Source organism: Collinsella sp. AM38-1BH, assembly GCF_003467545.1.
Taxonomy (GTDB): domain Bacteria; phylum Actinomycetota; class Coriobacteriia; order Coriobacteriales; family Coriobacteriaceae; genus Collinsella.
Genome location: NZ_QSHC01000011.1, coordinates 48250 through 73706 on the forward strand (window position 1 = coordinate 48250; position 25457 = coordinate 73706).

A 25457-nucleotide genomic window follows, 5' to 3' on the forward strand; every position below is an offset into this window, starting at 1 on the left:
GGGGGGGGGGGGGGGGGGACTTGCTCTCTGCCCTGCGGGTTCGGCGATGTCACAACGGGCAATGATTAATCTGAAAAAAGATGATGCGCGGTCTATTGGCCGCGCGTTGTGCGTGGATAAGAAAAGGGCCCAAGGTTTGTGCCTTGGACCCTAAAGGGTTGATGAACTGGCTTAAGACTCGGCCGTGATTGTTAGAACTTGACGGTCGGGGCCTGGCGGGCTGCTTCGGCGGCCTCGAAGCCCTGGCGCTCCTTAAACTGGAAGATGCCGGCAAAGATGACAGCCGGGAACGTCTGAATGGCGTTGTTGTAGCTGAGCACGCAGTCGTTGTAGCTCTGGCGTGCATAGCTAATCTTGTTCTCGGTATCCTCGAGCGATGCCTGCAGCTGCGTAAAGTTGGTGTTTGCCTTAAGATCGGGATAGGCCTCGGCTACGGCGAAGAGCTGGCGCAGCGCACCGGTCAGCACGTTGTCGGCTTCCATCTTGGCCTCGGGCGTGGTGGCCTTGACGGCGGTGTTACGCGCGCTGATCACGGCGGAGAGCGTCTCCTGCTCGTGCTTGGCGTAGCCCTTGACGGTCTCGACCAGGTTGGGGATCAGGTCGTTGCGGCGCTGCAGCTGCGTATCGATGTTCTGCCAGGCGTTATCGATGCGGTTACGCTTGGTGACCATGTTGTTGTAGATGCCGGCGATGGCGCAGACAATCACAATGACAACAACGATGCCGATGATGACGGTAATCATGATGTCTCCGTTTCGAATGGCCGCGGCGGCATGCGCCAGCTGCCGTTGGTATAACGCTACTAGTATACCCGCAACGTTTTGCCGTGCCGAACTTTCCGGTAAGCGTTGTGTTTTCGGCGGGGCCGGCACCGGGGCAAAGCGCGCGAGGTACAGGTGTAAGATATGCGACAGATTGACGAGTGTTGTCTTTGCCCTGAGGATGGCGATACCAGTGGACCTTCGCATTAAGAAAACCTACCGCGCCCTTTTCGATGCCTTCACCGAGCTTCTCGAGGAGCATCGTTTTGAGGACCTGACGGTTGCCATGCTGTGCGACCGGGCCATGATTCGCCGCACGACGTTCTACAAGCACTTTCGCGACAAGAACGATTACTTTGCCTTTTATATCGATGAGCTCATGTCGGGCTTGCCGCAAAAACAGCCCGATGAGGCCGGCGCAGTGTCTGCCGAGGACGTGCGCGCGCTTCGGCACGCGATTTTGGACGATGCCATGGATTTGATTCTGACGCACGAGCGGCTCATGGATAACATTTTGGCAAGCAGCATGTCGGGCATGTTGACCAACGTTATTTGCGACCGCATTGCCCGCTCCATCCGCGAGCGTGTGATGAACGTGCTTGCCGAGGATGCCCTGGCCCCCGTGTCACTCGAGACGACGTCTGAGTTTGTCGCCGGCGGTATTATTCGACTTTTCACGATATGGTGGGAATCGGGCCACGATCTTGAGCGTCGACCTGAGATAGCCGACGTGGTCGATGCGTTGTTTGAGCGGACCATGACACCGGTGCATCACTAGGAGTGGCGGAGAGAGGGGGATTCGAACCCCCGGAACGCTCTCGCGCTCAACGGTTTTCAAGACCGCCGCATTCAACCGCTCTGCCATCTCTCCGTGAGTCGTAATGATAGCATCGTTTTGAATTTGCAACAGGGAAGGCGAACGATGACGATCACCGAAATCGACGAGAAGTTCATGCGCGAGGCGTTGGCGGAGGCGCGCGCCGCTGCTGCGGTGGGCGAGGTGCCCATCGGAGCCGTAGTGGTGCGCGACGGTGAGATCGTCGCGAGGGCGCACAATCGGCGCGAACTCGACCAGGACCCTTCGGCTCATGCCGAGTTTGCGGCCGTGTGCGCCGCTGCCCAGGCGCTTGGCCGCTGGCGCCTTTTCGACTGTACGGTTTATGTGACGTTGGAACCCTGCTGCATGTGCGCGGGCCTTATGGTCAACGCGCGCGTGGGGCGCTGCGTGTATGGCGCGAGTGATGCCAAGGCGGGCGCGCTGGGTTCGCTGTATGACCTGAATGCCGACTCGCGCCTGAATCATCGGTTTAACGTGACGGCTGGGGTCCTGGCGGATGAATGCCGCGAGCTGCTGAGTAGCTATTTTGGCGGTCTGCGCGGAGCGGGCGGCGCTGATTGCGGTTGTGGGGCCGATCTTGAAGCACACGCCGCTCACGCCGCAGCGCTTGCAGGTGCCGGTGAGGATGCTGGCACGGCGGTTGACTTTGGTCCTGCGTGCCGCCGACCCCGCCGTGTGCTGTTGGCGATCGACTCCTTTAAGGGCAGCGTTTCGAGCGCGCAGGCGGAGGCGGCGGTTGCCGAAGGCGTGCGCCGCGTTTGGCCCGATGCCGAGGTGCGCGCATTGCCGCTGGCAGATGGTGGCGAGGGAACGCTCGATGCCGTTGCCGCCTGCGGTGGCGAGCTCTCAACCTGCGAGGTCGCAGGGCCCTTGGGCGACCGCGTGTCTGCCCGGATGCTGGTTGATGTCGAGCACAAGTCCGCGGTCATCGAGATGGCCGAGGCGGCCGGCATTGGGTATTCGCCTTGTACGGAGTCGGCGGTGTTGGCGGCCACAACCTATGGCGTGGGCGAGCTCATGCTTCGCGCGGTTCGCATGGGCGCAAAGACACTCTATATTGGTCTGGGCGGCAGCGCCACCAACGACGGTGGCGCCGGCATGCTGCAGGCGCTGGGCGCGCGTGTGGTCGATGATCAGGACTGCGATGTCGCCCCCGGTCTTGCCGGCCTTGAGCAGGTGGCGAGCGTTGATTTGGCGCCCGCGCTGCAGGCTTTGGATGATGCTCGCATCGTTGTGCTTTCGGATGTCGAGAATCCGCTCGTGGGGCGTCGAGGCGCACTGGCGGTGTTTGGCGGGCAGAAGGGCCTGCCGGCGGATGATGTCGAGGTGCTGCGCAGATACGACGGCTGGATGGTCGGCTACGGTCGCTTGCTCGATGCGGCGATTGCCAGAGCTCGAGCCCAGGGGTTGTTGCGCACACCCGAGGGCGCACGGACATTTGGCTCGGTGCTCGGTGTACCCGGCGCGGGCGCTGCCGGTGGCTTGGGCGCGGCGTTGCTGGCGCTCGGCGCGGAGCTACGCTCGGGTGTGGAGACGGTGCTCGACCTCGTGGGGTTTGACGAGCGCGTGCGCGATGTCGACCTGGTCATAACGGGCGAGGGCAATATGGACGAGCAATCCGCCGCCGGTAAGGCACCGGTGGGTGTGGCTCGTCGTGCGAAGCGATATGGCAAGCCGGTGGTCGCCGTCGTGGGCGGTCGCGCCGTCAACCTGGACGCGGTATATGGGCAGGGTATTGACTTGGTTTTGCCGATTTGCCGCAAGCCCATGGACCTGGAACGGGCACTCGATTCGCAAGAAGCCACAACCAACCTCATCTGTGCCGGCGAGGCAGCCGCCCAATCCTACGACCTCGCTCGCCTCTAAGGCCTATCTCCCTATAAGTTGCGGTGAAATACGGAGTGTTTTTGCCTTTAAGGTGCCAATTCAGTCCGTATTCCACCGCAACTTCGAGAATGTCCATTCGAGGTTGGCTGCCTTGTGCCTTGGGTCGGACCGCCTGCCACGAAACGTGGCCATCTACTACGTTAAACCGGCCACCCTCGACCATTCCGGAATTTGCAAAACAAAACCGCAGGTAGAAAGCTTGCCGATTTTCGAAAAAGTCGGCTATGGTTGACCTCTGTGGCCTAAACGTAGTAGATGGGCCCTTTCTGTGGTGCGGCACCAAGCCGGTCATTTTGGGATGGGACTATTTTGACTACTCATTGGCTGCTCTGGCAATCGGGCTGCAAAAGTAGTCAAAAAAGCTCCGTCCCAAATTAGCTACCTTGCTCTGGCGGGCGGGAGCAGGTAAGATATACCGAGCGCCTAGCGCGTTCGATGGGTTCGGATGACGACATGTTCCGAATCTGGTCAGGTCCGGAAGGAAGCAGCCATAAGGAGCCTCTGTCGGGCATCCGAATCCATCGAGCGCACGGGCGTTTTTTGGTGCCGCGACATGGCCCGGCCGGCGGCGAGGTATTTGGTGTCTCGCTGGTCCTCGGCTTCGCCTGCGGGATCGCTCGACTACCAAACACCTCGCCGCCGGTCGGGCCCCGTCGTTCAAAAATCACCCGTAAAGGCGCGTTTATCTAATTAAATCTATCCCTTGCGGAATGCGGCTTGCTGGTGTTGTCTGGGCATTGAAGGCTATGTGGTTCAAGAGGCGGCGGTGCTGTTGCTTGAATTTTTACAGTTAAAGAGGCCCGTTTCCCTGGGTTGGGGAAACGGGCCTCTTTTTGTCTCTGGGTTTGTGGATTGGCGAAGGTAGTATGCTTTGGCGGCTATTTTGAGTTCTTGAGGCGGCGTGTGGCTGTGGCGGTTATTCCGAGGCCTGCGGCGGCGACTGCTGCGAGTGCGATTGCGCTCGGCGCTGCATCGCCCGTGTTCGCGAGCTTGCCGGCGGTCGTATCTGCTTGCTTGCCGCTGCTCGAGTTCGCCTGCTTGGTGGAGCTTGGCGGGGTATTTTTGCCGGTCGCGGACGAGCCGGTGGGCTGTGTCGTCTCGGTCGGTTGCGCTGAGCCGGAGGGAGGTGTTGTCTCGGTGGGTTTTGTTATCTCGGGTGAGGCGGCCTTATCTGCTGCGGCTTTTGCCTCTTCGTATGCCTTGCAGGCATCGTCATAGGCCGTTTGCGCCTTTTTCAAATCGTCGAGGAGCGCATCTCGCTTGGCTATGTCCTCATCGATGTGGGCTTTAGCTTCCTCCGCCTCACTTTCGGAATCCTGAACCTGTCTTTCCTGGCTTTCGAGCCGGCGTCGGTAGGAGTGAAGATCATCTTCACAAGATTTCTCTCGCCTTTCTGCCGACATGATCTCACGTCGCAACTGCTTAATATGCTCTTTAGTAGCTGTGCTGGGCTCCTCGTCGCCGAGTGCTTCAAGTGCCTTATCTAATTCTGCCTGAAGGCCGCTTGTCCGGCTGTGGGCCTCATCGTATTTGGCTTGGGCTGCATCGACGTTCGCTTGCATGGCGGGAAGGCGTTCCCTCCGTTTGGCGGCTTCCGTCACCACCATGTCGTAGATCTCTTGAAAAGCGGCAATGTCATCATCGATTGCCGCAAGTTTCTCGGGACTTGCGGCAACTTTTGCGGCCTCGAGGGTTTTGAGCGCTTCCTGCATGGCTGCATACGCTTTTTCTTTTGCGGCGGCCGCATCTTCCGTCTGCAAGGCAACTGCACCGGTGGGGGAACTGGTTTCTGCCGCAATTGCCGTTACGGGGGCGATTCCCGCGACAAGTGCCGCGGAAAGGGCGATGCCCACGGTTGCTCGTCTTGCTCTTCTTGCGAGAATGTCGTTCATCTCGGCACCTCATTTCAAGGGTCGGCGACTAACTTGGTAGCACTACTGTAAGTATATCAGGCGGTTTGCCCGCCATTGATCGGGCGTGCGCGTATACCCCTTGATTAACAGCCATTAAATCTATCCCTTAAGGAACGCGGCTTGCTAGTGTTGTCTGGGCATTGATGGCTACGTGGTTCAAGAGACGGCGGCATTACCATCTGTTTTTACAAGTAAAGAGGTCCGTTTCCCTGGGTTGGGGAAACGGACCTCTTTTTGTCTCTTGGCTTGTGGATTGGCGAAGACAATAACCGCTGGCAGCTATTTTGGGTTCCTGAGGCGGCGTGTGGCCGTGGCGGTTATTCCGAGTCCTGCGGCGGCGACTGCTGCGAGTGCGATTGCGCTCGGCGCTGCATCGCCCGTGTTCGCGAGCTTGCCGGCGGTCGTATCTGCTTGCTTGCCGCTGCTCGTGTTCGCCTGCTTGGTGGAGCTCGATGGGGCGTCTTTGCCGGTTGCAGGTGAGGCAACGGGCGGTGTCGCCTCGGCGGGTTGCGTCGAGCCGGAGGGAGGCACTGTCTCGGTCGGTTTCGTTATCTCGGGCGAGGCGGCCTTGTCTGCCGCGGCCTTTGCCTCTTCGTATGCCTTGCAGGCGTCGTCATAGGCCGTTTGCGCTTTTTTCAAATTGTCGAGGAGCGCATCTCGCCAGGCTGTGAACCGGTCGATATCGGCTTTATATTTCTCTACAGCACGTTCACAGTCATTAACTCGTCTTTCCTCTCTTCTGAGGCGGTACTGGAACTCGCGGAGCTCCGTTTCGCAATAGTTTACGTGCGTTTTTGCCGATATGATCTCACTGTGCAACTGCTTTATTTGCTGTTTAGTAGTTTCGACAAACTCCTCGTAGCCGAGTGCTTCGAGTGTCTTAAGCATCTCATGTTTCTTCTCTAATTCTGCCTGGAGCTCGCTTACCCGGTTGATGGCCCCGTCGTATTTGGCTTGGGCAGCATCGACGTCCGCTTGCATGGTGGGAAGGAGTTCCCTCCCTTCGGCGGCTTGCGCCGCCATCTTTTCGCGGTACTCTTGAAAACGGGTAATGTCATCATTGAATCTCGCAATTTTCTCGGGACTTGCGGCGTTTTTTGCGGCCTCGAGGTTTTTGAGCGCTTCCTGCATGGCTGCATACGCTTTTTCTTTTGCGGCGGCCGCGTCTTCTGTCTGCGGGGCGCCCGAATTGCCGTTGGTGGCGCTCGTCTGCGAAACGGCCGCACCGGTGGGGGAACTGGTTTCTGCCGCGATCGCCGTTGCGGGGGCGATTCCCGCGACAAGTGCCGCGGAAAGGGCGATGCCCACAGTTGCTCGTCTTGCTCTTCTTGCGAGAATGTCGTTCATCTCGGCACCTCATTTCAAGGGTCGGCGACTAACTTGGTAGCACTAATGTAAATATACCATGCTAGTTGACCCGACACTGGCTGGGTGTGCGCGTGCCTTTCCGCTTCTTTGGAAACCGAATCCCATTAGAAATGACGAGTTGTTTACGCTTCTTTTGGGCTCACCGTACTATCATGATTCGAATTGAGTGTGAATGATGATAGGGAGCGCCTTCTATGATTGAGCTGCTCAGGCGTTTTGGTGGTAAGTTTCGCCGGTATATGGTGATTGGTCCTGCGTGCAAACTGATCGAAGTGATCTTTGACCTGCTGACGCCGCTGGTGATTGCCCAGATGATCGATAAGGGCATCGGCGCGCACGATGTGAACGCCGTTATCCACTACGGCATGGTACTTGGCGCCATGGCTGTGATCGGCATCTCGTTTACGCTCGTCTGCCAAAAGATGGCGGCGCTCACCTCGCAGGGCATGGGCACCGATATCCGCGGTGCGCTTTACGAGCACATTAATAAGCTGAGCTATGCCGAGCTCGACCGCTTTGGCACGCCGTCGCTCATCACGCGCATCACCAACGACGTCAACCAGGTGCAGCTTGCCGTGGCTCTTGGCGTGCGCATGCTCATCCGCTGGCCCTTCTTGGCGGTGGGTTCTATGTGCGCGGCCCTCGCCATCGACCTTAAGCTCGGCATTATCTTTTTGATCTGTACGCCTGCCATCGGCTTGGTGTTTTGGTTTGTCATGGCGCGCTGCATTCCGTATTACAAGCAGTTGCAGGCAAAGCTCGACCGCATCGCGCTCATTTGCCGTGAGGGTCTTTCGGGCACCCGCGTGGTCCGTGCGTTTGTGCGCGAAGACCACGAGCGCGAGCGCTTTGCCCAAGCCGCCGACGACCAGGCCCATACCGCCATTGCGGTGGGCAAGCTCTCGTCGATTCTCAATCCTGTCACATTCTTGGTGATGAACCTGGGTGTGTGCGCCATCCTGTGGGTGGGCGGCATCCAGGTCAACGTGGGCGAGCTCACGCAGGGCCAGGTTATGGCGTTCGTCAACTACATGACGCAGACCCTGACCTCCATCGTGTATGTCGCCAACCTGGTTGTGGTCTTTACCAAGGCGAGTGCCAGCGCTTCGCGTATCAACGAGGTGCTCAATTGTGAGCCGAGCATCACCGACGAGGGCAACCAGCCGGTCGCCCTGCCCGAGCCGAGCGAATTGGCGGGTGGCGCTGCTCCAGTCCTTGCGCTGAGCTTGAGCCATGCGAGCTTCTCGTTTGGCGCCGGCGCGGCCAATGCCGTGAGCGATGTGACGCTGGAACTCCCGCTGGGCAAGACGCTTGGCATTATCGGCGGCACGGGCAGCGGCAAGTCCACGCTCGTCTCGCTTATCCCACGCCTGTACGATGCGAGCACCGGCAGCGTGAGCGTGATGGGCGCCGACGTGCGCACCTGGCCGCTCGACCAGCTGCGCCGTGTGGTTGCGACCGTCCCGCAACGCGCGTCGCTGGTGAGCGGCACCATCCGCAGCAACCTGACCTGGCGCGATGAAGCTGCGACCGACGAGGAGCTCTGGGCGGCACTCGACATGGCGCAGGCCAGCGAGTTCGTGCGCAACAAGCCGCAGGGCTTAGACGCCCCGGTCGAGGCGGGCGGCAAGAACTTTAGCGGTGGCCAGCGTCAGCGCCTGACTATCGCGCGTGCCTTGGTTGGTTCGCCTCAGATATTGATCATGGATGACTCCGCGTCGGCGCTCGACTTTAAGACCGACGCGGCGCTTCGCCATGCCATTCGCGAGCGCAGCATGCGCGGTGCCGCCAAGGGCGGGCTGCCGCTGACCACGGTGATTGTGAGCCAGCGCGTCTCGACCGTGCGCGATGCCGACGTGATCTGCGTGCTCGACCACGGCTCGGTTGCCGGCCTGGGCACACATGACGAGCTCTATGCGACCTGTCAGCTCTATCGCGAGATTTGCCAGTCGCAGCTGCGCCGCGAGGAGCTTGAGGGCCAGCGGGGGAGCACAGCGCCCGCGCTCGCCCCAGGTGCCCCGACCGCCCCCGCATCCGTCTGCGCAAAGGAGGGCTGCTAAATGAATCCGTACACTTCCTCCGGTTCGGTCGCCACGATGACGGCCAACGTGTCCGGCAACGATAGCCTCAACGACCTGGGAGACGGTCCGCGCCAGCCCGGCGATCCCGAGCGCTATCCCGTGGGTGCGGTGACCCGCCGCCTGCTGGGCTATGTCCGTCCGCACCGCGTCTCGTTTGCGGCATCGTTTTTGAGTGCCGCCGTCTCGGTGATTCTGCAGCTCTACACGCCCATTCTCATTGGCGAGGGCATCGACCTTATCGTCGCCGCCGGGCAGGTGGACTTCGATGCGCTGCTGCCGCTCGTTACCAAGCTCGCGATTGTCGTCGTAGGTGCTGCGGCCTTCCAGTGGCTGCAGGGCTATTGCGTCAACCGCCTGTCTTACGAAACGGTGCGCGACATGCGCGTGGAGGCGAGCGATAAGCTCAGCCGCATGCCGCTCAGCTTTATCGACAGCCATGCCCACGGCGACCTTATGAGCCGCGTGGTCAACGACGTCGACCAGGTGGGCGACGGTCTGCTGCAGGGCTTTACCCAGCTCTTCACCGGCGTTATCACCATCGTGGGCACGCTCGCGTTTATGCTCTCCATTAACCTGACCATGACGCTCGTGGTGGTGCTCGTCACGCCGCTCTCCATCTTTGCGGCCGGCGCCATCGCCAAGCTCTCCAACAAAAGCTTTACGGCGCAGCAGCGTATTCAAGGGCAGCTCGGTGGTCATATCGAGGAGTACGTAGGCGAGCAAAAGCTTGTCGACGCCTTTGCCTATGGTCCCAACGCGCAGCTGCGCTTCGATGCCCTCAATGCCGAGCTCTGCACCGCGGGCGAGCGCGCGCAGTTTATGGGTTCGCTCTCCAACCCCGGCACGCGCTTTATCAATAACATCATCTATGCCGTGGTCGCTGTGATTGGCTGTGTGGGCGTGATCACGGGCGTGCCGGCGGCGCTTACGGTGGGCGGCGTGCAGATCTTCCTGTCCTATGCCAACCAGTACACCAAGCCGTTCAACGAGGTCACCAACGTCATTACGCAGATTCAGACCGCGTACGCCTCGGCGCGCCGCATGTTTGCGCTGCTCGATGCGCGCGAGCAGGAGCCCGATGCGGCGGATGCCGTGGAACTTGCCGCCCCGCAGGGCGAGGTCGCCTTTGAGCATGTGGACTTTAGCTACGTGTCCGACCGCAAGCTGCTGCAGGACATCTGCATCGAGGCCAAGCCCGGCATGCGCTTTGCCCTGGTCGGTCCCACGGGCTGTGGCAAGACGACGCTCATCAACCTGCTTCTGCGGTTCTACGATATCGATGCCGGTCGCATTGCGGTCGATGGCCGTTCCTCGCGTGATTACACGCGCGCAAGCTTGCGCCGCGCCTTTGGCATGGTGTTGCAGGACACTTGGCTGTTCGAGGGCACGGTGGCGGAAAACATCGCCTACGGCTGTCCCGACGCCACGCGCGAGCAGGTTATCGAAGCTGCCAAGCGCGCGCACGCGCACAAGTTTATCGTGCAGCTGCCAGGCGGCTACGATACGGTAATCGGCGAGGACGGCGGCACGTTTAGCCAGGGTCAAAAACAGCTGCTGTGCATCGCGCGCGTCATGCTCACCGACCCGGCGATTCTGCTGCTGGACGAGGCGACCTCGAGCATCGATACCCGCACCGAGCTGCAGGTGCAGGCGGCATTCGACGAGCTCATGGCTGGCCGCACAAGCTTTGTCGTGGCGCACCGCCTGAGCACGATTCGTAACGCCGACTGCATTCTGGTGATGCGCGACGGGCAGATTATCGAGTGCGGCACGCACGACGAGCTGCTAGCGGCAGGCGGCTTCTACGCCGAACTCTACCGCAGCCAATTCGCCCAGTGAGCAAGCCCGTGGGGCAAATTAATCAATCGACAGACGGTGGTTTACATCTGTCACGTTAGTACTAAGATATTCATCTAATAAATTGCATTAGTGGCTTTAGTTTTGGGGGAAACGAGGCAACGTGACTATGACGTGCTCTTTGGTGGTTAACAGCAAGAGCGGTAATACCAGGATGGTTTCGGGTGCGATCAAGCGTACGCTGCAGGCTGCGGGTGTTGAGTTTGTCCATGCCGCGGCGTTGAGCGACGATGCGGATGCAGATCAGGTTGCGCTCGAGGCGCAGGGCGCCTGCGCGGCCGACACGGTGCTCGTCGGCTTTTGGTGCGACAAGGGCGCGTGCACGCCTTCGGTCGCGGCGTTGCTTTCCGCCTTGCACGGCAAGCGCGTGTTCCTGTTTGGCACCTGCGGCTTTGGGGCCAGTGAGGAGTATTTTAGGCAGATTATCGATCGCGTGACCTCAAATTTGGCCAATGATGCCGAGCTTGTAGGCTGGGCGATGTGCCAGGGCAAGATGGGCCCCGCGGTCAAGCAGCGCTACGAGGCCATGCTCGAGCAAGATCCCGAAAACGCCCGATTTAAGATGCTACTCGACAACTGGGTTGCCGCAAAGGATCACCCCACCAAGGAGGATCTGGATAACATGGCTGCAGCCGCCAAGAAGGCCGTGCTGGGAGAGTAGCTTCGCCGTTCGCGGTCCTTCGTGCAAAACAATACAAATGGTGAAAGCCTCGAAATCCTCGAGGCTTTTTTCTTGACACTCGTGGGCGCAACGATGGCAAGCGTCTGGGACGATATTTTCCATCACCCCGATGACGAGGCCGTTCTGGACAACACGCTCGCATATGTTCGCTGGATGTATTCAGAGTGGGACGGGCTTTCCGGATGGGCGGGGTTTCGGAAAGTGCGTCCCGGAATTTGCCTTTGGAATGGGACGTAGTTTCCCGTTGAGGTGCTTTGCGGAAAGTGCATCCCACTCTGGGCGGTCGAAGTGGGACACACTTTCCCAAAGGCGCTCCAACGGGAAATTGCGTCCCATTATTCGGTCAAGAAACGGGATGCATGGGACCTCGGACAAAATCTCGGACCCAATCTGGGTCCAGGAGGGAGTCCGATGTATACGAAAGAGGAGCGCGAGGGGATTCTCTGGGAGTTCCACCGGAGCGGCCTGTCCGCCCCCGCCGCCTGCAGGAGCCTGCCGCTTTTCCCGAACAAGGACAACCTGTATGCTTGGCTCAAGCTGGAGGAGGCGGGCGAGCTGACCGCCCGTGAGATGCCCGACCGGGCGGAGCGCATGCACTGCTCGCACGGCGAGGGCAGCCCCGCATTCGCCGCGAGGCGACCGGGCACCGAGCCCGCCTCCCCGCGGAAGCGTCGAGCCGAAGGGGGCGCGGGCAAGATGGAGAGGACCGGGCGCGGAGGGGCCGGCGGCGAGCCGCCCGAGCAGACCGACTGGCGGGACTGGGGCCTGGAGGGGCTTCCCGACGACCCCGCCGAGCGCGCCCGCGAGGCCGAGGTCAGGCTCGCCGAGGCCCTGGCGGTGTTGGACGTCCTAAAAGCACCAGGCCCTGGCTCTTTGACGAACGAGGAGAAGCACAGGGCGGGAGAGGCGGCGAGGAGGCTCTCGCCGGCGGTGAGGCTCGCGGACGTGACCAGGACCCTGTCGATCCCGAAGAGCACCTATCTTGACCAGGCGCCCAGGATCTCGAGGCCCGACCCCAAGGCCGCGCTCAGGGAGCGCGTGCGCGCGTCGTTCGAGGCGAGCGGCGGCGTCTACGGGCCTGAGTCCGTGACCGCCGACCTCAGGAGGGGACCCGGCGAGCCCGTCTCGTGGCGCGAGCTCGCGCCCGGGGACGCCGAGAGCCCCGTCGTCGCGTCCGAGAAGGTCGTGCGCCGGATCATGCGCGAGGAGGGCCTGGTCGCCCGCAAGGCGGCGCAGATGCGCCGGAGGGCGAGGTACCGCAGCTACCGGGGCGAGCTCGCGGAGCGCCCGGCCAACGTCCCACTGCGCGCGGACGGGACGCACGACTTCCGCGCGCCCGCGCCCGGCCTGCTCGTGGTCACCGACGTCACGGAGTTCAGGCTCGACGGGTACAGGGCGTACCTGTCGCCCGCGATCGACTGCTTCGACGGGTGGCCGATCTGCTGGAGGGTCTCGGTCCACGCCGACTCCGACCTGATGGTCGGCATGCTCAGGGACCTGGTGGGGATAGTCGGGCCGACCGAGGACCGGCCGCTCACGGTGCACACCGACGGCGGCGCCGTCTACATGGGGCGCGAGTGGCGCGAGGCGTGCGGCCCCGGGGTGGTGCGCTCGATGTCGAGGAGGGCCCGGAGCCCCGACAACGCGCGCGCCGAGGGGTTCTTCGGCACGCTCAAGTGCGACTTCTTCGAGGGCAGGGACTGGACCGGCGTGCCGTTCGACGAGTTCTCCCGCCTGCTCGGCGAATATATCGAGTGGTACAGGGACGGCAAGCTCAAGAAGGACCTAGGATGGAAGACCATTAGGGAGTATCGCGAGGAGAGGGGCCATGCGGCATAGCGCCGGGACATGGTCCGGAAAAACGTCCGAGGTCCCCACTTTCCCAATCGGGTCCCAAGCGGAAACTGCATCCCATTCCAGACAAGAATTCTGGGACACGGTTTCCGGATGCAAAAAAGGCCACATGACGTGGCCTTCAACTTATATATGTTCAGCAGGTGTCTCCATGACAAGCCGCGCTTCAACACCGAGGCGTCTGCCCGGCGACGCGGAATGTAAGGTTCATCGCGAGTTCCGCACGAGCCGGAGAGCACTTAATGTGCTCTCCGTGCGAGCAGGACTGTCCGAGCAGGGAACCTTACGTTCCGCGCCGCCGGGCAGACGAACCAGTTATGAGCGACCCGCTACTTGATCTTGGTCGTGCCCGGTGCCAGGTTGGGGTCGGTCTCGTTGGCCTCGGTCTGGAAGTGCTCGGTGTACACGTTCTTGCTGTCGCGGAACATCTCGTAGTACTGCATCTTGGCGTAATCCTCGCGCGCCTTGGTGGCGGCTGCTGCGGCGGCGTCGTCACCGGTGACGTTGGAGGAGAGCGCCCAGCGCAGGCTGGCGTCCTCGTAGCCGACCGAGTTGATGGCGGGCAGTGACTCGCGCAGCGTCACGTGCGCCTTCTGGTAGTCGGTCAGCGGTGCGCCGATCAGCTGCATCAGCTGCGTGGACAGGTAGTTGGTGGACAGGTCGTCGACCTCACTCGTCTGGTCGCAACCGGCAACGTCGTAGTTGGCCCAGATGATGTAGTCGGTCTGCCACAGACGCTCCTGATGCGTGGCGTCGTCCTCGCCGGTAAACCACTTATCGTTGAACTTGGACGGGAAGAACGGCTGGTGGTCGCCCCAGAACACCACGACCACCTTACGGTCGAGCTTGCTCAGGGCGTTGAGGAAGTAGCGAAGCGCCTGGTCGGACTGCTCGATGCACGAGACATACTCGTCGACATCGGAGAGCGTACCGTCCTCGACGGTCTTGACGTCCAGGTCGGTCGTGTCGATGTTCAGGTGCATCTGCTTGTCGACCGGCAGCAGGCCCGTGTCGTAGCCCGAGTGGTTCTGCATGGTCACGTCGAAGATAAACTGCGGATTGGCGTTCTGATCGAGCAGCTCAAGAATCTTGTCATAGGTAGCCTGGTCGGTCACCATGCCGCGCAGGGTATCGGCGCCCTGGAAGTCGTTGATGGACAGGAACTGGTCAAAGCCAAAGTCCTTGTAGACGTTCTCGCGGTTCCAGTTGGTTGCGTGGTTGGGGTGCATGGCGGTGGTGGAATAGCCGAGCGACTTGAACTGCTCTGCCAGATTCCCGGTCGTTTCCATGTTGTAGATGGTGTAGGGGTACACGCCCGAGCCCAGGTTGGCCATGGAGTTGCCGGTCATAAACTCAAACTCGGTATTGGCGGTGCCGCCGCCGTAGGCGCTCACGTAGAGCTTGCCGCGGCTGAGGCAGTTGGACAGGTTCTTAAAGTACTGCGGGCCTTCGTAGCCGGCGCGCATGTTCTGGTAGATCGACAGATCCGAGAAGGTCTCGTTCATGATGGCGATGACCGTGGGCTTCTCGCTGTCGAACTGCTCCTTTGCGGCGGCGCGCTCGTCGCTCTTGGCCGCGTCGGACTTGTCGTAGGCCTTGGCGTACTTTTTGAGCGTGGCCTTGGCATCGTCGACGGAGTAGTCGGCGGGTTTGGGCGGCTTGATGGACTGCGCTGCGCTAATGAAAGCGGGCAGGTAGCCCTCGCGCCAGTAGCTCTCGAGCGGGCGCCAGGTGTAGACGGTGATGCCGAGGGTGTTGTAGTAGTCGATAAGCGTGACGTGCGCGGTCACGCCGCCCAGGCACAGCACGGCGACGAGCAGGTTGGTGAGCAGCATGCGCTTGGCGTTGGCGGCGCCCTTCTGACGGTGCGGTGCCACCAGGCCGGCGTACTCGCATAGCAGCATGGCGATGGCGGTAAAGCCCATGGACAGCACGCAGAACAGCGAGATGGAGAAGGTGTAGCCGGTGCCGGCGACCGCAGCGGCGGTGGAGATGGCCGAAAGGTCGCCCGGCTGGATGGGCATGGATTTAAACGTGATGACGAAGAACTCGGCAATGCCCAGGACAAAGAGGGCAAAGACCAGGACCGCGGGAGCTGCGCCGTGGCGCTGGAACAGGAAGAACAGGCCGACCATGAGCGTGGTGATGATGGCCCACTCGAGCAGGATGCACAGGGGGTAGACCCAGGTAAAGTCGTGGTTGGACGAGACCTCCATGCCCAGCAGTGCAAAGACGCCGGCGAGCAGCAGGCACAGGACGGCGGCGACGAGTGGTTTGCCCACAAAGGCGCCGCGCAGGCGGGCGAGCTTGCCGGTGGGGGCGGGGGCGTCGGGCTTGGCGAACGCAAAGACGCGCGGGGCGATGCGATCGCGGGCGATGCTGGCCCAGGCGCAGCCGGTGAGGATGGCGTTGGTCAGGATGAGCATCACAAAGGCGAGCGGCTCGTTTTGTGCGACGAGGCCAATAGCGCCCCAGACGGTCAAAAAGAGCTGGAACAGGCCAAAGGCGACGCTCCAGGCGAAGGCGCCCTTGGTGACGGTGCCCGACTGAGCGCGAATGGCCTTGGCTTCGCGCAAGACAAGGTAGACGGTCGCCGCAAGACCGACGAGCGAGATGGCGGCAGCGAACATGCTGAGACTCCTCACAAACTAAAACCTACGAAAGCGGTGGTTTACCCGATTGTTACCAAGATATGCGCTGCATTTGCGGACTGCGCACAACAACCAGCCATATTAACGCGCACGTGTGGCGGTGTGGCGCAATGTAGTGGCGACCTGCGCGATAATGGACGGGAATTACACGGAAACGTAAAGGCTTCTTAAAGAAATGGCGAGGATAGAGCTATGGGTGAGCAGGTTTGTATGACGGGCGCCGAGTACTGCGACGGAGCTGCGGTCGTGGATACATACGGCTATCCGGTCGAGACTACGGGCAATGCGGTGCTGGACATCTTGGAGCATCGCTCGTCTACGCGTGCCTTTGCGCGCGACGACAACGACCGTCCCGTAGCGGTGACCGACGAGCAGCGCGCAGCGATTCTGCATGCGGCAAGTCGCGCGCCGTCGGCGGGCGCCATGATGATGTATTCCATCGTAAGCATTCGCGAGCAGGCTACGCTGGACCGTCTGGCCGACCTGTGCGACCATCAGCCCATGGTCGCCAAGGCGCCCTGGGCACTTATATTTGTGGTCGATTATGCCAAGTGGATCGATCTGTTTGAGCACGTGGGCTGCTTTGAGCCCGAGTTTGTCAAGCGCACGGGCAAAGCGCCCCGCCGCGCGCCGGGTTTGGGCGACTTTGCCATCGCGGCCCAGGACGCCGTGATCGCCGCGCAAAACGCCGTGGTTGCCGCCGAGGCCCTGGGGCTGGGGAGCTGCTACATCGGCGATATCGTGGAGAACGCCGAGGAAGTTGCCGAGCTGCTCGATCTGCCGCCCTATACCATGCCGCTGTCGATGCTCATCATCGGCGCGCCCCGCAAGGAGCGCCCGGCCATTGCACATCCCGTGGTGAACCTGGTGCACGAGGAGCGCTACTGCCGTGCGGACGACGCGACTATGGATGCGCAGGTGGCCGAGATGGATGCGATGTTTCGCCCGCACGCCCGCGAGGTGGGGGAGCGCGTCGTGGACATCTATACCCGCAAGCACACGAGTCCCTTTATGGCCGAGATGAGCCGATCCATGGAATGGTGGTTCAAAAACTGGCTTGGAAAATGACGAATGTGACAAGGGGACAGTCCCTTTGTTACATTCCATATCGCCGCGGTAGCCTAAAGACTGTATAAATCTTTATCTAGCTGGGAAAACAGTGCATTAAAACATGGGCCGATTGCCTATAATCCCTTCGAACATTAAAGTTGGGAGGAAACCGGCTTATGGAACAAAAGGCCAAGGAGGCAGCCTCGCACGCTGCAATTCCTGTGAGCATCTCGGCGATGCTCGTCACGCTGGGCGTGGTGTACGGCGATATCGGCACCAGCCCTATGTATGTAACCAAGGCGCTCGTTGCCGGCAACGGCGGCATCGGAAGTGTGACGGAGGAGTTCGTGCTTGGCGCGCTCTCTCTTGTCGTGTGGACGGTCACGCTGCTGACCACCATCAAGTATGTGCTCATCTCGCTGCGCGCCGATAACCATGGTGAGGGCGGCATCTTTGCCCTGTACAGCCTGGTCAAGCGCTGCGGCAAGTGGCTTATCATCCCCGCCATGCTGGGTGGCGCCGCGCTGCTCGCCGACGGCATCCTGACGCCGGCCGTTACCGTTACCACGGCCATCGAGGGCCTGCGCACCATCCCGGCGGTCCATGCCGTGCTGGGCGATGACCAGGGCCGCGTCGTCGCCATTACGCTCGCCATCATCATCGTGCTCTTCTTGGTGCAGCGCATCGGTACGGCCAAGATCGGTCACGCCTTTGGCCCCATCATGACGCTGTGGTTCCTGTTCTTGGGCGGCACAGGCCTGTTCTTTGTCTTACAGCACCCCGCCGTGCTGCTGTGCCTCAACCCGCTCCGCGGCATCGCCTTTTTGTTGAGCCCCAACAACCACGCGGGCATCATGATTCTGGGCAGCTGCTTCCTCGCCACCACCGGTGCCGAGGCGCTCTACTCCGACATGGGCCACGTCGGCCGCGGCAACATCTACGCTACCTGGCCGTTCGTTAAGTGCTGCCTGCTGCTGTCCTATATGGGCCAGGGCGCTTGGCTTATGAACAACGCTGCCAACCCCGAGCTCATGGGCATTGCCGATCTCAACCCGTTCTACCAGATGCTCGCCCCGGGCCTGCGCCCGTTTGCCGTCGGCCTTTCCACCGTCGCGGCCATCATTGCCTCGCAGGCGCTCATCACCGGCGCATTCTCGCTGGTGTCCGAGGCCAGCCGTCTGGACCTCATGCCGCACATGCAGGTCTTCTACCCTGCCGAGACCAAGGGCCAGCTCTACATCCCCATGGTCAACAACGTCATGCTTGTCGGCTGCGTCATCGTGGTGCTGCTGTTCCAGAACTCGGCGCATATGGAAGCTGCCTACGGCCTTGCCATTACGCTGACTATGATGTGCACCACGCTGCTGCTCTTCTTCTACCTGCACGAAGAGCGCAAGCTCAAGGTTGCTCCGTGGATCTTCGTGGCCTTCTTCCTTTTGCTCGAAGGCTTCTTCTTCGTGAGCTCGCTCACCAAGTTCTTCCACGGCGGCTATTTCACCATCCTCATGGCCGCGCTCATCATGGGCATCATGGTGTGCTGGTACAACGGTACGGCTGTTGAGCAGCGCCAGTTTACGCTGCTGCCGCTGCGCAGCTACCTGCCGCAGCTCAAGCGCCTGCGCGACGACGACCGTTACGAGCGTCTGAGCGACAACATCGTGTACCTGACCAAGGACACCCATACCGACTATATCGACCGTGATATCGTCTACTCGATCTTGGACAAGCATCCCAAGCGCGCTCGCGCCTGGTGGTTCGTGAATGTCGAGACCATGGACGAGCCGCACACCTTTGCCTATTCGGTCGAGACGTTCGGCACCGACTACGTGTTCCGCGTGCATCTGTACCTGGGCTACAAGATCAACCAGCGCGTCAATGCCTATCTGCGTCAGGTCGTTCAGGACCTGGCTGCCACCGGCGAGCTGCCGCCGCAGACGCATGACTACTCGGTCTACAAGGATCCGGGTAACATCGGTACGTTCAAGTTCGTCCTGATCCGTAAGCTTCTGGCGCCCGAAAGCGATGTGGAGCCGAGCGAGCGTACGGCCATCACGCTCAAGTACATCATTCGTCGCGCCGCCGGCACGCCTGCACGCTGGTACGGCCTGGAGAACTCCAACGTGAGCTTTGAGTACGTGCCGCTGTTCACCAAGTTCAAGGCCGTGAACAAGATGCAGCGCCTGGCTCCCAACGAGCGCCCGTAGTCGACGCTTGAGGTTCGGCTGCGAACGGGCAGGCTTGCAATGACAGTGATTGAGTCCTGGGAGGAAACCATGGATGCAAAGGTGCTTGACGGTCGCGATCTTGCGACCGAGCTGGTGCGTGAGGCGCGCGTCGATGCCGCCGAAGATCGGTTCTTTACGAATCGTGCCAACATGGATATGGCCGACCGCGTGATCTCGATCGTGGTGACGGTGCTTGTCGCGGCGTGCGTTTGCGCGCTGCTCGCGCACGTGCTGTTTGTCTAGCGACCGCCGGTCGTAGAAGGCTTTACACTTGGAACCACCACAAGGGAAACCACCACAAAGGTGCCTGTTCCTTTGTGGTGGTTTTTGTTTTTGAGAGAGGGGCGGGGCACTGATGGACGTCCGTACGGACGGCGATATTGCCGATAGCTTTTGGTGGCGGCGCACAACGCTGACGCGCCGCACTCCTCTGTATGACGCCTGCGTATCGGCGGGGTTGCTGGTCGCGGCGACGATTGTGGGCGCGCTGCTCGACCATCCGGGTCTTGCGCCGAGCATCATGATCGTCTATGTGTTCGCCGTTCAGCTGTGCGCATTCTTTACCTGGAGTCGCCTGTATTGCTTGCTGAGCTCGGCTGCCGCCGTGGCACTCTACAACTTCTTGTTTGTCGACCCGCGCTACTCGCTGTCGCTTATCGACCGCGTCTATCCCGGCATGTTCTTCATCATGTTCGTGGTCTCGCTTGTGTCGAGCTCGATTGCGTTGGCCCTGCGCCGCGCCTTGGCACAGGCTGCCGCCAGCGACCGCCGCACGCATATGGTGCTCGAGACCAACCGCATGCTGCAGCGGTGCGCCGATCAGCAGCAGATTGTCCATGCCATGGCAACGCAGCTGGCGCGTCTTTCGGGCTGTCCGGTCGTGTGGTACAGCGCCGACGCCGAGGGCGATGACCTGCTGCCGCGTGCGACATACACGGCCGTGGGCGATGCCGCGCCGGTGCATGAACTGGCGCCGCAGATGCCGCCGCGGCTCTCGGCGTCCGCCTATGTGGGAACGCCGCTCGATGCAACCTATGGCGGCTCGGCGTTTTATGGCATCTACCTGACGGTTCGCACGGGCGACGGCTTCGTCCGCTCGGGCGACCCCGCCTCGGTGGTGGGCGTGCTGGCTATCGTTGCCGAGCCCGACGTGCTGACGCATGAGGAGCGGACACTTGCCGATGCCATCGTGAGCGAAGGCGAGCTGGCGCTCGACCGCGCCCGCGCCATGGAGGCCCGCGAGGAAGCGGCGGTGCTCGCCAAAAACGAACAGCTGCGCGCCAACCTGCTGCGCTCCATCTCGCATGATCTGCGCACGCCGCTTACCAGTATTTCGGGTAATGCCGACGTGCTGCTCGATCAGGGCTCGACCGGCACCGCGGTGCTCGATGCCCAGACGCGCCGCGGCCTGCTTCTATCCATTCGCTCGGATGCGCTGTGGCTCAACGCCACCGTCGAGAATCTGCTCGCCATCACCAAGCTCGAGGGCGGCGGTATGCGCCTGTCGACCACGCTCGAGCTCATGGACGATATCGTCGAGGAGGCACTGCGCCACGTAAATCCGGCCGTGCGCGAGCACGACCTTAAGGTGGTGGCGTGCGATGAGCCGGCGCTCGTCAACGTCGATGCACGCCTGATGGTGCAGCTGGTGGTCAATCTGGTGAACAACGCCATTACCTATACGCCCGCGGGCTCGCATATCATGATTTCGATTAGCGTCGACGATGGACGCGTGGCGTGCTCGGTGGCCGATGATGGTCCGGGCATCGCACCCGAGGATCGCGAGCGGATCTTCGAGTCGTTCTATACCGCCAACCATGGTCTGGCCGACAGCCACCGCAGCGTTGGCCTGGGTCTTTCGCTCTGCCGCTCCATTGCGTTGGCGCATGGCGGTAGCATAGAGGTTGCCGCGGCGGACCCGCACGGCTCGGTCTTTACGATTGAGCTTCCCGCCGCCGACGTTTCGTTTGATAAGGAGTAGCGCTGTGCCGAACTCTGCCGTAAAACCGCTCATTTTGGTCGTTGAGGACGACCCCGCCGTTCGCAATCTTATTGTTGCCGCGCTCGAGGCGCACGGCTTGCGTCATATGGCTGTGGAGACCGCCCATGCCGCCATCGCCGCCGCCTCATCGCAGGCGCCGAGCATTGTGCTGCTCGATCTGGGCCTGCCCGATATGGACGGCGTCAAGGTGGTGGAGTCGGTGCGCGCATGGTCGGGCATGCCGATTATCGTGGTCTCGGCGCGCAGCGAGGATGCGGACAAAATCCGCGCGCTCGATGCCGGTGCCGACGACTACCTGACCAAGCCGTTTTCGGTCGAGGAGCTGCTCGCGCGTATTCGCACGACGCTCAGGCGCCTTTCGTATGCGCAAACGGGCGGTGTTGCCTCCGAGGGCTCGTTCGATACCGGTGAGCTGCATATCGATTTTGATGCCGGCATCGCCACGATGGATGGCGAGGAACTGCATCTGACGCCGATCGAGTATAAGCTTCTGTGCCTGCTGGCGCACAACGCCGACAAGGTGCTGACGCACCAGTTTATCCTGCACGAGATTTGGGGTACGGCAACTAAGAGCGACCTGGCGAGCCTGCGTGTCTTTATGGGCACGTTGCGTAAGAAGATCGAGTCCGACCCCGCGCATCCACGCTATATCCAGACGCACGTGGGCATCGGCTATCGCCTGGTCACCCAAGGCTAGATCGCCAACCACCATCCCAATATGAGTTGCGGTGAAATACGGGCTAAATTTGCCTAATTCCAGGCAAAACAGTCCGTATTCCACCGCAACTTTGTTTATTTGCCCTTGGGCTTGCTGGCGTAGAACTTCTTCTTTTTGGACTTGCCGGCAGGGGAGGGTTTGCCGGCAAAGTTGGACTTGCCGTTGCCGGCCTGCGTGTGCGTGGGTACTGCCGCATGGGGCTTGCGGGCCTCGGGGTTACGCAGTTCCTCGACGCGCTCGGCAATTTCCTCGGCGCTAAAGCCGACCTCTGCCATGGCGTCCTCGATGGGTAGGCGGCGCACGATGTAGCAATGATGCACCTTCTGGTTGCGCGCGAAATCCTCGGGGATGGTCTGTGCCGTAATGTCCTCCAGCACCACGCCCGCGCGGGCGAGCTTGCGCGTTTCGGGGCGGAAGCCGCGCAGGTTGCAGCTAAAGATGGCATGGCCGCCCTGCGCGAGCAGGCGCGATACGCCGGCCAAAAGCTCAACATGGTCGCGCTGGACATCCCAGGTGCGGCGGCCCATCTTGGACGAGTTCGAGAACGTGGGCGGGTCGACAAAGATCAGGTCCCAGCGGTTGCGCGTCTGGCGCTGGTCGCGAATCCAGGCAAGCACGTCGTCGCGCACAAAATGATGCTGAGGCCCCACAAAGCCGTTCTGGCGCATGTTGCGCTCGGCCCAGTCCAGATAGGTGTTGGAAAGGTCGACCGTCACGGTCTCCTCGACGCCGCCATCGGCCGCGTAGCAGGTGGCGGTGCCGGTGTAGGCAAACAGGTTGAGGAAGCGGCGTGCCTGCTTGGCGTGCTCGCGCACTAGGTTGCGGGTGACGCGGTGATCCAGGAAGATACCGACGTCCAGATAGTCGTCAAAGTTGACGGCAAAGGTAAGGCCGCCCTCTTCGATGAGCGGCAGACGGCGGCGTGCGATGTTGGCGCGCTCGCCCGATGCGCCCTTGCCGGCGCCCTGCTTGCCGTACTGCGAGCCGCCGCGCGAACGCATGCGGGCCTTGGCATGCACGTGCTCGGCGGGAACATCTAGGATGCGCGGCGCGATGGCCAAGATGTCGAGCATACGGGCCTGGGCTAGTGCGGGGTCGATGGTCTTGGGCGCGGCGTATTCGGCGATGACGAGCCAGCGACCCGGCGTCTGCGGGCAGCCCTCGTACAGATCGATGGCGGCGGAGTAATCGGGCAGGTCGGCATCGTAGACGCGGTAGCAGCTCACGCCCTCGCGCTTGGCCCACTTGCGGCGCAGGCGTGCGTTCTTGCGCAGGCGGTTGGCGAACTGCTCGGACTCGGGGATGAGCACGGGCAGCGGCTTGCCGTCGCCCAAGTCGAGCGTGGCGGTAGGTTCGGGCATGGAGGAAGCGGTGGCTTCGTCGTTGGCTTCGTTGGCATCCGCAACCTCGGCCTCGGCATCTGCACTGGTCGCAGCCTCAAACGCTGCGGCGGCGTGGTCGAGCGAAGGCCAAACCTCAATAGCCGCCTCCTCGTTATTGGGCATGACGGCGATGGAGCGCGCGGGCTCGGCATGGAGCGCGCGGGCCATAAGGCCATCGCGGGTGAGTGCGGCGACCGGTGCCGAAGCGAGCTCGGGCGCGCGGCGCAGCTCGCCGACCAGCGTCATGGCGTCGTGCATGAGCGAAAGCGGGGTCTCGGTGGTGTCTGCGACCACGGCGGCACCGGCGACGGCGCCCGCATGGTCCAGCACGGTGGCGGGCTTGGCGGCACAAAAGTCGACGAAACGCTTGTAGCCAGCGCTCTTGACCATGCGCTCGGCGGTCTTGCGGGCGGCGGGGTCGATGTCTACGGCCACGATGCGTGCCTGGCGCTCGCGTGCTGCCGCCTCGCGTTCGCGCGCCTCGGCAAGCAGCTGCTCCCACAGAGCGGCGTCGTGCAGCTGCCAGCCCTCGAAGCCCCAGCGCTCGCGTGTGGCGCCCGGGGCGCGGTCGGACAGAATGTTCACGGCTTCCAGCAACAGGCCGCCGCCGGCGCACGAGGCATCGATCAGCGTGGGCAGGGCTTCGTTCTCGTAATCATCGGCCGTCAGCTCGCGCTCGCACAGTGCGGTCCAGCCGACCTGCGCCAGCACCAGGGCGGCGTAGTCGGGGCGCAACACGTGCGCACCCTCGCCGGCACGGGTCGCCGCGGGCGGCAGGCGCTTGAACAGCGGGTCGCCCGAAAGGTCCAGGCTTATGCTCGCGCGGCGCTGGCGCAGCGAAAGCAGTAGGTGAACATCGGGGTCGGCGGCATCGACGTCGGCGCGACGGCCCGTGGTCTCGGCCAGACGGTCGCACAGCGCGTCCTTGGCGCGCAGGGCCGAGAAGCGCGTGTTGCGCAGCTGCTCGGTCACGCCGCGGGCGGTGATGGCGATGGTGGCGCCGGGGCGGATGATGGTCTCCCAGGCGATGTCGTAAACGCTGTCGTACAGTTCATCGGCATCCTGCGCCTCAAAGCGCCCGAGTACCACGAACACACGGCTCGCCAGGCGCGACCACAGACAGGCGCGGTAGCCTTCTTCGAGCTCGCCCTCAAATGTAGCGCGGCCCTTCAGCCGGCGAACATGCGAAAGCCCGAGGCGTTTAAGCTCATCGGCGAGTGCGGACTCAAAGCCCTCGGGGCAGCTTGCGTAAAATTCCATGGGTGACCTCTCTGGTTGCGTCGCTCCATTATATGATGGATGCTTCGTTTACTCTCGCCCCCGAAAGGAACCCATATGATTGATGCGTGCCCCGATTCCGCCGTGCTCTTTTTTGACGTGGACGGCACGCTGACGTCGTTCGATCCCGACAACATGACCGACAAGGACTTTTCGGCGGTTCGCCCCTCGCAGGCGGTCGTTGAGGCGTTTCATCGTCTGCGCGACGCGGGACACCAGGCATTTATCTGCACGGGTCGTCCCTTGTGGCTGATTGCCGATGGCCTGCGCGCGCTGAACCCGGCGGGTGTCGTTGCCATGGCGGGAGCGACGCTCGAGGTCGAGGGCCGCGTGGTGCATGAGGACTGCTTTGACGAGGACGTTATCGAGGAGCTTGCGCGCCGTATGGCCGCGGCAGGGATTGAGGCCTTTTTCGAGACCAACGTGGCTACTTTTGCCCTGGAACCCGCGGGTGTTGAGCAGTCGTCTCTGATCGGCACTTCTGTGGTGCACAGCACCGAGGAAATGCGCGTCGACGGCCGTCTGCGCGTGGGCAAGGTGTGCATCGTCGCGAGCTACCTGGCTCGCGTAGCCAACGATGACGGCTTTATCGATCGCGAGTTTGAGCCGTGCAACACCGGTGGTCAGAATCGCGAGCTGAGCCCCAAGGGCATTGACAAGGGCGTGGGCGTGGCGCGAGCGCTGGAATACCTGGGTCGCACCGGCAACGCGCGCACCTTTGGCTTTGGCGATTCCGGCAACGATCTGGGTATGCTCGCCGCTGTCGAGACGGCCGTGGCCATGGGCAACGCCATGCCCGAGGTCAAGGCGCTCGCCGACTACGTGACTGATGATGTCGCACACGACGGCACCGTCACAGCGATGCAGCATTTCGGCCTCATCTAATGAATCCCGCGTTCTGACGTTTGCT

General features: G+C 61.9%; 17 protein-coding genes, 1 tRNA gene and 1 other RNA gene. 13 read left to right on the plus strand and 6 right to left on the minus strand.

All coding sequences use genetic code 11. The features are described 5' to 3' along the window. Positions 1-191: 191 nt before the first annotated feature. Positions 192-743 carry a LemA family protein gene (locus tag DW870_RS06040; protein ID WP_082421874.1) on the minus strand — a complete coding sequence of 184 codons (552 nt, stop codon included), beginning with the start codon at positions 741-743 and terminating at the stop codon, positions 192-194. Between the two features lie 211 nt (positions 744-954). On the opposite strand from DW870_RS06040, the gene DW870_RS06045 reads away from it, so the two are divergent. Beyond that, complete coding sequence (locus DW870_RS06045; protein WP_158557017.1) at positions 955-1539, plus strand: TetR/AcrR family transcriptional regulator; 585 nt, start codon at positions 955-957, stop codon at positions 1537-1539. Between the two features lie 3 nt (positions 1540-1542). On the opposite strand, the gene DW870_RS06050 is transcribed toward DW870_RS06045, so the two are convergent. Continuing rightward, positions 1543-1632 (minus strand) — tRNA-Ser (locus DW870_RS06050). Positions 1633-1683: 51 nt separating this feature from the next. On the opposite strand from DW870_RS06050, the gene tadA reads away from it, so the two are divergent. Both tadA and ffs read left to right on the plus strand, forming a co-directional pair. Next, positions 1684-3465, plus strand: coding sequence for a tRNA adenosine(34) deaminase TadA (gene tadA / locus DW870_RS06055; protein WP_117848561.1), 1782 nt, complete (start codon positions 1684-1686; stop codon positions 3463-3465). A gap of 453 nt (positions 3466-3918) precedes the next feature. Continuing rightward, positions 3919-4014: signal recognition particle sRNA small type (gene ffs, locus DW870_RS06060), an RNA gene on the plus strand. Positions 4015-4364: 350 nt separating this feature from the next. Here ffs and DW870_RS06065 read toward each other — a convergent pair. Together DW870_RS06065 and DW870_RS06070 are read right to left on the minus strand one after the other, a co-directional pair. Next, positions 4365-5378: a hypothetical protein gene (locus DW870_RS06065; protein ID WP_117877192.1), complete on the minus strand. Its 1014-nt coding sequence runs from the start codon at positions 5376-5378 to the stop codon at positions 4365-4367. A gap of 300 nt (positions 5379-5678) precedes the next feature. Continuing rightward, complete coding sequence (locus DW870_RS06070; RefSeq protein ID WP_117877194.1) at positions 5679-6746, minus strand: hypothetical protein; 1068 nt, start codon at positions 6744-6746, stop codon at positions 5679-5681. Positions 6747-6961: 215 nt separating this feature from the next. Between DW870_RS06070 and DW870_RS06075 the strand changes: the two genes are divergently transcribed. The 4 genes from DW870_RS06075 to DW870_RS06090 all read left to right on the plus strand — a co-directional run bounded on the left by DW870_RS06075 (position 6962) and on the right by DW870_RS06090 (position 13226). Continuing rightward, positions 6962-8827, plus strand: a complete 1866-nt coding sequence (locus DW870_RS06075; protein ID WP_117877196.1) for an ABC transporter ATP-binding protein — start codon at positions 6962-6964, stop codon at positions 8825-8827. Further along, positions 8828-10687 (plus strand): ABC transporter ATP-binding protein, encoded by a 1860-nt coding sequence (locus DW870_RS06080; RefSeq protein WP_117877198.1) that lies wholly within the window; start codon positions 8828-8830, stop codon positions 10685-10687. A 127-nt stretch (positions 10688-10814) separates the two neighbouring features. Then, positions 10815-11366 carry a flavodoxin family protein BilS gene (gene bilS / locus DW870_RS06085; protein ID WP_117877200.1) on the plus strand — a complete coding sequence of 184 codons (552 nt, stop codon included), beginning with the start codon at positions 10815-10817 and terminating at the stop codon, positions 11364-11366. A 432-nt stretch (positions 11367-11798) separates the two neighbouring features. Further along, entirely contained in the window at positions 11799-13226 is a 1428-nt protein-coding gene (locus tag DW870_RS06090) for an IS3 family transposase (RefSeq protein WP_117877202.1), read from the plus strand. Positions 13227-13570: 344 nt separating this feature from the next. On the opposite strand, the gene DW870_RS06095 is transcribed toward DW870_RS06090, so the two are convergent. Further along, on the minus strand, positions 13571-15871 hold the full coding sequence (locus DW870_RS06095) for an LTA synthase family protein (RefSeq protein WP_117877204.1): 2301 nt from the start codon (positions 15869-15871) through the stop codon (positions 13571-13573). Positions 15872-16084: 213 nt separating this feature from the next. On the opposite strand from DW870_RS06095, the gene DW870_RS06100 reads away from it, so the two are divergent. From DW870_RS06100 to DW870_RS06120, 5 genes are all read left to right on the plus strand, one after another. Next, positions 16085-16960 (plus strand): nitroreductase family protein, encoded by an 876-nt coding sequence (locus DW870_RS06100; RefSeq protein ID WP_117877206.1) that lies wholly within the window; start codon positions 16085-16087, stop codon positions 16958-16960. 158 nt (positions 16961-17118) lie between these two features. Beyond that, complete coding sequence (locus DW870_RS06105; RefSeq protein WP_117877208.1) at positions 17119-19146, plus strand: KUP/HAK/KT family potassium transporter; 2028 nt, start codon at positions 17119-17121, stop codon at positions 19144-19146. A 69-nt stretch (positions 19147-19215) separates the two neighbouring features. Beyond that, the gene (locus DW870_RS06110) at positions 19216-19410 is read left to right on the plus strand and encodes a hypothetical protein (RefSeq protein ID WP_117877210.1); all 195 of its coding nucleotides are present in this window, start codon (positions 19216-19218) and stop codon (positions 19408-19410) included. 112 nt (positions 19411-19522) lie between these two features. After that, on the plus strand, positions 19523-21148 hold the full coding sequence (locus DW870_RS06115; protein WP_117877212.1) for an ATP-binding protein: 1626 nt from the start codon (positions 19523-19525) through the stop codon (positions 21146-21148). Between the two features lie 4 nt (positions 21149-21152). Further along, a complete protein-coding gene (locus DW870_RS06120; protein WP_117648427.1) occupies positions 21153-21866 on the plus strand; it encodes a response regulator in 714 nt (237 codons plus the stop codon). Between the two features lie 95 nt (positions 21867-21961). Here DW870_RS06120 and rlmKL read toward each other — a convergent pair whose 3' ends face one another. Continuing rightward, positions 21962-24529 carry a bifunctional 23S rRNA (guanine(2069)-N(7))-methyltransferase RlmK/23S rRNA (guanine(2445)-N(2))-methyltransferase RlmL gene (rlmKL, locus tag DW870_RS06125; RefSeq protein ID WP_117877214.1) on the minus strand — a complete coding sequence of 856 codons (2568 nt, stop codon included), beginning with the start codon at positions 24527-24529 and terminating at the stop codon, positions 21962-21964. 75 nt (positions 24530-24604) lie between these two features. Here rlmKL and DW870_RS06130 point away from each other — a divergent pair, with 75 nt between their 5' ends. Further along, complete coding sequence (locus DW870_RS06130) at positions 24605-25432, plus strand: HAD-IIB family hydrolase (RefSeq protein WP_158556927.1); 828 nt, start codon at positions 24605-24607, stop codon at positions 25430-25432. The last annotated feature ends 25 nt before the right edge of the window (positions 25433-25457 follow it).

Bases quoted from the DNA above. Each gene is read 5' to 3' on its own strand.
- tadA (WP_117848561.1), top strand. From the start codon at position 1,684: ATGACGATCACCGAAATCGACGAGAAGTTCATGCGCGAGGCGTTGGCG.
- DW870_RS06040 (WP_082421874.1), bottom strand. From the start codon at position 743: ATGATTACCGTCATCATCGGCATCGTTGTTGTCATTGTGATTGTCTGC.
- DW870_RS06130 (WP_158556927.1), top strand. From the start codon at position 24,605: ATGATTGATGCGTGCCCCGATTCCGCCGTGCTCTTTTTTGACGTGGAC.
- DW870_RS06075 (WP_117877196.1), top strand. From the start codon at position 6,962: ATGATTGAGCTGCTCAGGCGTTTTGGTGGTAAGTTTCGCCGGTATATG.
- DW870_RS06095 (WP_117877204.1), bottom strand. From the start codon at position 15,871: ATGTTCGCTGCCGCCATCTCGCTCGTCGGTCTTGCGGCGACCGTCTAC.
- DW870_RS06110 (WP_117877210.1), top strand. From the start codon at position 19,216: ATGGATGCAAAGGTGCTTGACGGTCGCGATCTTGCGACCGAGCTGGTG.
- rlmKL (WP_117877214.1), bottom strand. From the start codon at position 24,529: ATGGAATTTTACGCAAGCTGCCCCGAGGGCTTTGAGTCCGCACTCGCC.
- DW870_RS06070 (WP_117877194.1), bottom strand. From the start codon at position 6,746: ATGAACGACATTCTCGCAAGAAGAGCAAGACGAGCAACTGTGGGCATC.
- DW870_RS06090 (WP_117877202.1), top strand. From the start codon at position 11,799: ATGTATACGAAAGAGGAGCGCGAGGGGATTCTCTGGGAGTTCCACCGG.
- DW870_RS06115 (WP_117877212.1), top strand. From the start codon at position 19,523: ATGGACGTCCGTACGGACGGCGATATTGCCGATAGCTTTTGGTGGCGG.
- bilS (WP_117877200.1), top strand. From the start codon at position 10,815: ATGACGTGCTCTTTGGTGGTTAACAGCAAGAGCGGTAATACCAGGATG.
- DW870_RS06100 (WP_117877206.1), top strand. From the start codon at position 16,085: ATGGGTGAGCAGGTTTGTATGACGGGCGCCGAGTACTGCGACGGAGCT.
- DW870_RS06080 (WP_117877198.1), top strand. From the start codon at position 8,828: ATGAATCCGTACACTTCCTCCGGTTCGGTCGCCACGATGACGGCCAAC.
- DW870_RS06065 (WP_117877192.1), bottom strand. From the start codon at position 5,378: ATGAACGACATTCTCGCAAGAAGAGCAAGACGAGCAACCGTGGGCATC.
- DW870_RS06105 (WP_117877208.1), top strand. From the start codon at position 17,119: ATGGAACAAAAGGCCAAGGAGGCAGCCTCGCACGCTGCAATTCCTGTG.